Genomic DNA, 6,609 nt, shown 5'->3' with positions numbered 1-6,609 from the left:
CCCCAGACCCACCCCCACCCGCAACCTGGCCATCCACCGGGGGCGCGCTGGACAGGACCACATGACAGTTCGTGCCGCCCATGCCGAAGGAGCTGACACCGGCGACGGAAGGACTCGCCCAGTCGGCGTTCTCTCCGGACACCCGGAGCCGCAATTCCTGGAGCGGGATCTCGGGATGAGGCGTCTCGAAGTTCAGGCTGCGAACCAACTCGCCATGGCCGAGGCAGAGCGCGGTCTTCAAAAGCCCGACGATGCCCGCCGCCGCCTCCAGGTGACCGACGTTGGTCTTGGCCGATCCGACGATGAGTGGCGCGTCCGCCTCCCTGCCCGCTCCCACGCCCGCGACCGCGCCAAGAGCAGCTGCCTCGACCGGATCGCCAACCCGGGTCCCGGTCCCATGGAGCTCCACGTATTCCAGTTCACCCGGCCGGATCCCCGCACGCCCGCACGCGAGCCGGATGACATCCTCCTGGGCGATGCGGCTGGGCACCGTCAGGCCCTCGCCGCCGCCATCGTTGTTGACGGCGCTGCCGCGTATCACGCAGTACACCCGGTCGCCGTCGGCGAGGGCACGGGAGAGTGGCTTGAGTACGACAACGCCTCCGCCCTCTCCTCGGACGTAGCCGTTGGCCCGGGCGTCGAAGGTGTGGCAGCGGCCGTCCGGGGAGAGCGCTCCGAAGCGGGCCACCGCCAGCGTGCTGTCGGGAAGCAGATTGAGGTTGACGCCGCCGGCCAGGGCGATGGTCGACTCGCCGTGGCGCAGGCTTTCGCATGCCATGTGCACGGCGACCAGGGACGAGGACTGGCCGGCGTCGACGGCGAAGCTGGGGCCCTGGAGGCCGAGGGCGTAGGAGACCCGGTTGGCGATGATGCTGTGCTGGACGCCCGCGTTGGCGTGGGACGTCCGTGCGGCCGGTCCCTGGCGGTCCAGGAGGACGGCGTAGTCGTTGGAGGCGGCGCCGACGAAGACGCCGGTGTGCTGGCCATCGCGGGTCTGGGGGGCGGATCCGGCATCTTCCAGCGCTTCCCAGGCCAGTTCGAGCATGAGGCGCTGCTGCGGGTCCATGACCGACGCCTCGCGGGGGGAGATCCCGAAGAAGCCGGCGTCGAAGCCGTCCACGGAGTCCAGGAAGCCGCCCCAGCGGAGACCCTTCCGCTCCTCGTCGGTCACGTCGCTGTCGGAGAAGGCATCGTCGGGCCAACGCCCTTCGGGCACCTCGGTGATGGCGCTCGTGCCCTCACGGAGAAGCCGCCAGAGCGCGTCGATCCCCGGTGCCTGGGGAAGGCGGCAGGACATACCCACAATGGCGATAGCTTCCGATTCCGGCCCGGAATTCGAAATCTCATGCCTCTGGTCAGCCACTTTTCCCATTCCCCCAGGATTTGAATCGAGAAGGGTCTACTGAACCCTAAAAGAAGGGCGCTGCAGGTCGTCACCCCTACGCCACCCCTAACAATGAGGGGATGAGTAGGGGGCGACGGGAGCGAATCTGGGGTGCCCGTCGAGACGGTGCTGCCATAACATCAGGCGGCGACTCTCCGTGGTGGCCTCAATCGATGAACGCGAACACGGAATGATGAACAGAGAGGGTACGGAGAGGATACCGAGGAGAGGGAAGGTCCGTGCTCGACGAACTGGAGCGCAAAGCCGTCGCGTTGGAGTACGTTCGGTGCATCAACGCGGGAGACATCGACAGGCTGCTCAAGGTCTTCGCCGATAACGTCCGCTTCGAGGATCCGGTGGGGTCGCCTCCGATCCAGGGGAAAGCCGCACTGCGGCGGCACCTTACCGATGCGATCAAGGGTCACGTACATGAGGCGCCCGACGATATCAGCGCCTCGCACGACGGGCGGCATATCGCGATTCCTGTCAAGATCCACATCGACAATCCTGAGGACCCCGGCGGAAAGCGGTTGAAGATCAACGCCGTGAGCATATGTCGCCTGAACTCTTCTGGTTTGATCGAGGATGTCAAGGCGTTCTGGGGAAGAACGGATGTCAGCTTCGTCGATCGAGCCGCCCCGGAATCAGCAGAGGGAACCTGATGACAATATCGGCAGATGCGGACAAGGCGAAAGCGGCGACGGCCGCGGAGGAAGCCTCCGAGGATCTGTACTTCATGGCCCCGGAGATCATCAACGAGCCATACCAAGGTTATGGTCGGCTGCGCGAGCAGGCGCCGGTGGTGCGCGTCAGGCTGCCCGACGGCAGTGCCTTGTGGCTCGTCACCCGCTATGACGATGTGCGGGCCTTCCTGAAGGACCCGCGGTTCGTCCACGACACGGAGAACGTGCCGGATGGGCTGGCGCCGCCGTCGCTCGCGGAGCTGATGAAGCAGGCGGGGATCAACGAGGATCTGTACCCCTATATCTGCGACATGATGGCCGACCGGGATCCCCCGCGGCACACGCGGCTGCGCAAGGCCGTCTTCCACTCCTTGGCCCCTGCGCGGGTTCGCGAGATGCGGCCGCGCATGGAGGAGTTGATCAACGACTCGCTGGACGCGCTCCCGGGCCACGCCGACGACGACGGCGTGGTGGACCTGGTGGAGCACTGGGCACAGCCGATGCCGGTGGGGATGATCTGCGAGCTGGTCGGCGTCCCCCTGGAGGACCGCCCGCGCTGGCGTGAGTGGGCGCACGGGCTGATGTCGCACGACCCCAAGGCGCTGCCCGCTGCCGCGTATCCGGCGATCGAGTACCTGCACGGGCTCATCGAGCGTCGCCGGACGGAGCCGGCCGACGACCTGATCAGCGCGATGGTCCATGCCCCGAACGAGAACGGCGAGCGGCTGACCGACGTCGAGATGGTCGGGATGGTCATGGCGCTGGTCACCGGGAGCCATGAGAACACGGCTCACCTGGTGGCGAACGCCACGGTCGGGCTGCTGACGCATCCGGACCAGCTGGCGCTGCTGCGCGACGACCCGTCGCTGATCCCGGACGCGATCCACGAGTTCCAGCGCTGGTGCAGTCCGCCGATGCGGACCCGGATGCGGTACGCGTCGGAGGAGATGGAGCTGGCCGGTCACCGCTTCCAGGTGGGCGACCAGGTGTCGGGGGTCCTGGTGAGCGCCAACCGCGACCCGCGGAAGTTCTCGGACCCGGAGCGGCTGGACGTCACCCGCTTCCGGGGGCAGAAGCCGGAACACCTGTCGTTCGGCCACGGCGTGCACTACTGCATCGGCGCGGCGCTCGGGCTCAATGAGGCGGAGATCGCCTTCTCGGCTCTCCTGGACCGCTATCCCGGCCTGACTCTCGCGGTTCCGCCCGAGGAGCTGCCGTGGATTCCGCACCCGGGATTGCGGCGTCTCGTTCGGCTTCCGGTGAGGCTCGGCGGCGACGGCTGATCCGTGCGTTGACGGGTGACGCGGGGGGAAGGGCTCTGCCCTTCCCCCCGTTCCTCGTCGCCGGCCGTATCTCAGACCGTCTTGATCGCGCCGCCGTCGATGAGGTAGTTGGCGCCGGTGATGTTGCGGGCGACATCGGAGAGCAGGAAGACGATCAGGGCCGCGACTTCTTCGGATTCGGCGAGGCGGCCGGTCGTGATGCCGAATTTCTCCGGGACCTGCTTGAGGAATTCGGCATGGTCCATACCGGCTTGGGCAAGCATCTTGCCGATCGGCCCGTCGGGATCCTCCCAGACGGAGGTGCGGACCACTCCCGGGGAGACGGTGTTCACGCGCACGCCCCGGGGCCCGAATTCCTCGGCCAGGGACTTGCCCAGCGCGTTCACGGCGGCCTTGGTCGCGCCGTAGGCCACCGGGACGGGACCGGGCCTCAATGCGGCGATGGAGGAGACGTTGACGATCGCTCCCCCGCGCTCGATCAGACTGGGCAGGGCCGCGCGGGAGACGCGGACGGTGCTGCGCACGTTGAGGTCGAACAGGCGGGTCCACTCGGCGTCTTCGGTGTCGAGGAAGCCGGCGGGGCGGTCGCTCGATCCCCCCACGTTGTTCACCAGCAGGTCGATGCCGCCCAGTTCGGCGAGGGCGCTGTCCATGAGGGTGGCGACGCCTTCTTCGGTGCTCAGGTCGGCTGACACCGTGTGCGCGCCGGTTTCCTTCAGCTCGGGCGTGATGGTGCGGGCGGCGCCGACGACACGGACGCCCTCGTCTATCAGAGTCCGGACGGTGACAAGTCCGATGCCCCGGCTGGCACCGGTGACAACGGCCGTCTTGGTGGCGAGGTTGAGCTCCACAGCACTCCAATTTCTCGAATTTCAGGGGTTGTTGATGAGTGATTCTTTGTCGGTACCAGGTGCCGCGATGCGAGCCGGAGGTCGGATCGGCGGCGGGATCACGTCCGAGCGTGGGACGACAGGAAAGCGCGTTCCGCGTCGGTCAGCGGCGGGCCGGTCAGCACGGGGCGGCGGGCGCCGCGGCGTATGGCGGCTATCACATGGGGTGCCTGCAGGCTGCTCTGCGGGGCCGAGAGGGTGTGCACGTCGAGGAGTGCGGCGCTCACCACGGGCTGGACCGGGCCGGCGTCCCTCAGCATCTTGACGAATTCGCCCATCTGATTCCGCAGGTTGTTGGCCTCGTCGTCCTCCAGGTCCATGTACTGGATGTCCTGGGCGGTGGCCCATTGCCACGGTTCGTCGGCGACCGTGCCGACCGCGCGCATGGCGTGGCGGGCGGCGCCGTCGCCGAGTCCGTGCGTGTCGAGGGCCCGGTCCATGGCGACGACGCCGAGCGCGGCGGCGCTCAGCCCGTGCCCGTAGATGGGGTTGAACGCGGCCAGGGCGTCGCCGACCACGATCAGCCCGTCGGGCCAGGGGTCGAGCCGCTCGTAGTAGGTGCGGCGGTTGGCGGTGGTGCGCGTGACCTGGGCGGAGGTGAGCGGCTCGGCGAGGGCGATCAGTTCGGCGAGGAGGGGGTGGGCCAACTTGTGCAGGTGGGCGAGGAATCCCTCGTCGTCGGTGGCCGGTTCGCCGCCGCGCATGCCCGAGGCGGTCAGCATCCAGCGGTCGCCCTCGATGGGAAGCATGACGGCGTTGCTCACGGGGCCCGGCACGGTGGGGTCGGAGAAGAGGTTGAAGACCGCGTGGAACTCCTTCATCGTCCTGGGCGGGGGCGCGAAGACGCGGGTGACGTAGCGCAGTCGCAGGTCGAGCACCTCCTCCTCGACCTGGTGGCCCTGGTCGGCGAACCACTGCTTGAGGCGGGAGCCCCGTCCGCGGGCGTCGACGACGACATCGGCGTCGATCTGCCGGCTCCGGCCGTCCCTGTCCCGCACCACGACGCCGGTGACGCGCCGGTCGTCGCCGCACAGTTCGCCGACGTCGGCGCCTTCCACGACGGTGATCTTCTCGTTGCGCAGGGTCTGGTCACGTACGACCCAGTCGAGCAGTTCCCGCCCGCAGGTGATCATGAAGTGGCTGGCGGGGAAGCGGTGCTGCCAGCCGTGGGCGTTGAAGGTGATGGAGTCCTCGGGCAGGCCCATGCGGTGGGCGCCCTCCGCCATCAGCCGCTCGGTGGTGCCGGGCAGGAGCGACTCGACGGCCCGGACGCCGCCGCCCACGAAGAGGTGGCCGTGGTGGGCTTGGGGCACGCCTTTGCGGTGGCCGGGGCCCTCGGGGTAGTGGTCCCGCTCGACGACGGTGACGGAGTCGAGGTGCCGCGCGAGCGCGGTGGCCGCCAGCATGCCCGCATGGCCGCCGCCCAGCACGAGGCCGTGGGTGAGTCTGTTCATCGATCACACGCTCCTTGTGGATGGCGGATGTCAGGCGAGGCCGGCGAGCCAGTCCTCGATGGCCTCGGCGGATGCTTCGGTGTGGGCCGCGTCGAGCATCGAGAAGTGGTCGCCGGGGACGTCCACGGCGGTATGGGGCAGCTTCCAGGCCGCCTGCCAGGCGCCGTCGGCCGAGGCGCCGGGCAAGGGCTCGGTGGCTCTGAGCAGCAGCGTGGGGGTGGCGAGCGTCTCGGGCCGGAAGTCGAAGGAGAAGTAGCGGGCTCGTGCGGTGACCCAGGCGTCTCCCCAGTCCTCTTCGAGGGAGGAGACGGCGCTGTCGTTTCCTATGAGGGTGTCGGCCACGGCGAGGAGGGCCCCGTCGGATCCCAGGCCGGTGCGATCGCCCCACCAGTGCGAGTCCAGCAGGACCAGCCCCGCCGGAGGGGTCCCGGCCTCCTCCAGCCGGCGGGCGACGACGGCGGCGAGCGAGCCGCCGGAGGAGTGGCCGGCCAGGACGAAGGGGGCGCCGTCGGCCTGCCGGAGGACGGCGTGGGCCATGGCCCGGGTGAGTGCGGCCATCGAGGAGGGCAGTGGGTCGCCGGTGCGGAAGCCGATGAGGTCGATGGCCGAGAGGCTCCTGCGGCCCCGGAAGTGCGAGGCGAGTCGGGTGTACTGGTGAGGGCTGGGCTTCCACACGAAGGAGGGCAGGCAGATCACCTCGGGCCCCTGGGGGCCGCCGCACAACCGCACGCCGCGCGGGGACCGGGTCGCGGTGATCTCCCGGGAGTTCTCACCGGGGGGCTCGGTGTCCTCGAACGTGGGGCGGAACGCGGCGAGTCGCTCGGTGAGGTCGTGGATCTCCTCCAGGCGCCCCTCGGCACAGGCGCGCAGGAACAGGGTGCTCAGGGACTCGGCGGTGGCGGGGGCGGTGGGGCC

Annotated in this window: 6 protein-coding genes; 2 read left to right on the top strand and 4 right to left on the bottom strand. The window is 69.1% G+C overall.

The features are described 5' to 3' along the window. The coding region (locus tag ADY01_RS30810) for a beta-ketoacyl synthase N-terminal-like domain-containing protein (RefSeq protein ID WP_049580006.1) at positions 1 to 1,297 on the bottom strand (1,297 nt) is incomplete at its 3' end. Positions 1,298 to 1,623: 326 nt separating this feature from the next. Here ADY01_RS30810 and ADY01_RS30805 point away from each other — a divergent pair. Further along, positions 1,624 to 2,046 (top strand): nuclear transport factor 2 family protein, encoded by a 423-nt coding sequence (locus ADY01_RS30805; RefSeq protein WP_049580005.1) that lies wholly within the window; start codon positions 1,624 to 1,626, stop codon positions 2,044 to 2,046. Further along, positions 2,046 to 3,350, top strand: coding sequence for a cytochrome P450 family protein (locus ADY01_RS30800; protein WP_159001530.1), 1,305 nt, complete (start codon positions 2,046 to 2,048; stop codon positions 3,348 to 3,350). Before ADY01_RS30805 ends, ADY01_RS30800 begins: the two co-directional genes overlap by 1 nt. Before the next feature lie 71 nt (positions 3,351 to 3,421). On the opposite strand, the gene ADY01_RS30795 is transcribed toward ADY01_RS30800, so the two are convergent. The 3 genes from ADY01_RS30795 to ADY01_RS30785 form a co-directional block, all read right to left on the bottom strand. After that, entirely contained in the window at positions 3,422 to 4,201 is a 780-nt protein-coding gene (locus tag ADY01_RS30795) for an oxidoreductase (protein ID WP_049580003.1), read from the bottom strand. A gap of 98 nt (positions 4,202 to 4,299) precedes the next feature. Beyond that, positions 4,300 to 5,694, bottom strand: a complete 1,395-nt coding sequence (locus ADY01_RS30790) for an NAD(P)/FAD-dependent oxidoreductase (protein WP_049580002.1) — start codon at positions 5,692 to 5,694, stop codon at positions 4,300 to 4,302. Positions 5,695 to 5,724: 30 nt separating this feature from the next. After that, positions 5,725 to 6,609 (bottom strand): alpha/beta fold hydrolase (locus ADY01_RS30785; protein WP_049580001.1); only part of this gene is annotated, 885 nt, incomplete at its 5' end.

This window comes from Streptomyces sp. SBT349, from assembly GCF_001083795.1.
Lineage (GTDB): Bacteria > Actinomycetota > Actinomycetes > Streptomycetales > Streptomycetaceae > Streptomyces.
Note: the sequence above shows the minus strand (reverse complement) of the source record. Positions and strands in the feature narration are given on the sequence as shown.

Bases quoted from the DNA above. Each gene is read 5' to 3' on its own strand.
- ADY01_RS30800 (WP_159001530.1), top strand. From the start codon at position 2,046: ATGACAATATCGGCAGATGCGGACAAGGCGAAAGCGGCGACGGCCGCG.
- ADY01_RS30790 (WP_049580002.1), bottom strand. From the start codon at position 5,694: ATGAACAGACTCACCCACGGCCTCGTGCTGGGCGGCGGCCATGCGGGC.